The following is a 1,579-nucleotide window of genomic DNA, read 5'->3' as shown; positions in this document are numbered from 1 at the left end:
TCAATGGAGAAAGTTCTAACGTTCTTATATCTTCTTCAAAATGGTAAACTTCGGGGTGATTTTCCCAGTGGCTGCGTATAGCTTTGTGATCATGATTTACACATGCAGCTATTATTGCCATACGTCTTCCCAAGGAGTTCTTTGCTTTATCAAAACCTATAGTTGTTCCTCCTGCTCCACAAAATAGATCTATTATTATAAACTGTATATCCTCGATATGTTCTACAATTTGAGGTTTAAAAGGTTTATGTTGTAAAATAAATGCGTTAATCATAATCTTACTTTATCTGTTCCCTTACCAACTTAAAAAGTGATATAAGGGCTATTGTTAAATAAATCATTGTTTTTACTGATAATCGCTGTTATCACTTAATTCGTTAATACTGCTTTCTCTTGTTTCAAAATTCTCTTTATACTTATTTCCAAACCAATGAACAGAAAGCCATTTTCCTAGTTGCTGCTCACTTACTCCTGTTTCTCTAGATACATCAGCAGCAGTTCTGCAATTGCCTACAACTTCCTCTATGCAGTAGGCAATTTGGGAGTTGGTGTACTTCATTAGTCGAATAGTTTAAGTTGTGGATAGGGCTGTGTAGGATCGTAGTTTTCGTCAGTTGGCTTGTTCGGGTTGTCAATCGAGTGTCGCCACTTTATATTGTTTAAAAACTCTTTCATCTTGTCAACTCGATCAACTGGGAATGTAGCCCACATACTATTGTAAGTTAGATGCACTTGATTTCCATTCATCCCAACACTAGCGCCTTCGTATTTTTCTGCTTCGGTTTTAAACACTTCAAACGTCACCTTTCACCTCCTTTATTTTGAAAATTGTAAATTGTTTAATTGTGTCAGTAGCAAACAATACTGTAAGATCGCCCTCACCTAATCTGAATAGTGACATAGCTCTTTTGAATGTTTCATTTTTATACAAAACATCTCTATATTCTAGCCAGTCATCATGTCCGTTTTGACAATATCCATTTTCTTCGGAATGATTATTTCTAATGCCGCAAGTGAGACATATACAGGATATAAAACCAGTTTGGCCACGGCTAATTAAATCTTGTTTGCAATCTTTTAAAATTTTATTCAATTTCATTTTGTGCCTCCTTGCTATTTAAATACTCTTTGTAGTCGTCCAGTTCCCGTAAGTCGAACGTTTTGGTTTTGTTGTCGGGATAATACAGTGATGGCATTTCCTGCATTATTTTTTCGACATTCATATTGTCTTGGAATAACTTAATAATCGCAGATGATGTTATCCCTTCTTCATCGTCTCTATCTTCCACTAATCCCATGACAATTTCCTCGATATCTATTCGATCTAAAACTTTTTCAAGTTTGCAATCGCAGTACTCGATAACTAAATCCTCATGCTCGATCGTACCATCTTCTAAATCGCAAATCACTTCCTCGAAAATTTCCTCGAAACTTTCGTATACTGAATCGTTATACATTATCATTTTAAGCCTCCTTTCAAGTCTTCATACAAGTAGTTAAACCCATCTACGAATGCGTCAATCTCCGACATGTTGTAATGTCCGTCGCCTGCCATTTCATTTGCAAACTGCCTTGCTGC

Annotated in this window: 5 protein-coding genes; all 5 read right to left on the bottom strand. The window is 36.0% G+C overall.

The features are described from left to right. Positions 1 to 274, bottom strand: a 274-nt coding sequence (locus ORI89_RS19135) for a DNA cytosine methyltransferase (protein WP_268232130.1), incomplete at its 3' end; no start/stop codon positions are given. 72 nt (positions 275 to 346) lie between these two features. Further along, positions 347 to 559: a transposase gene (locus tag ORI89_RS19130; RefSeq protein ID WP_268232129.1), complete on the bottom strand. Its 213-nt coding sequence runs from the start codon at positions 557 to 559 to the stop codon at positions 347 to 349. Further along, positions 559 to 804 carry a hypothetical protein gene (locus tag ORI89_RS19125; protein ID WP_268232128.1) on the bottom strand — a complete coding sequence of 82 codons (246 nt, stop codon included), beginning with the start codon at positions 802 to 804 and terminating at the stop codon, positions 559 to 561. The genes ORI89_RS19130 and ORI89_RS19125 overlap by 1 nt, the downstream gene beginning before the upstream one ends. Further along, positions 794 to 1,099, bottom strand: a complete 306-nt coding sequence (locus ORI89_RS19120) for a hypothetical protein (protein ID WP_268232127.1) — start codon at positions 1,097 to 1,099, stop codon at positions 794 to 796. Before ORI89_RS19120 ends, ORI89_RS19125 begins: the two co-directional genes overlap by 11 nt. Next, positions 1,086 to 1,457 carry a hypothetical protein gene (locus ORI89_RS19115; RefSeq protein WP_268232126.1) on the bottom strand — a complete coding sequence of 124 codons (372 nt, stop codon included), beginning with the start codon at positions 1,455 to 1,457 and terminating at the stop codon, positions 1,086 to 1,088. Before ORI89_RS19115 ends, ORI89_RS19120 begins: the two co-directional genes overlap by 14 nt. Positions 1,458 to 1,579: the final 122 nt, after the last annotated feature.

The sequence above is a fragment of the Sphingobacterium sp. UT-1RO-CII-1 genome, assembly GCF_026711005.1.
Taxonomy (GTDB): domain Bacteria; phylum Bacteroidota; class Bacteroidia; order Sphingobacteriales; family Sphingobacteriaceae; genus Sphingobacterium.
This window is presented reverse-complemented; position numbering and strand designations above follow the sequence as displayed.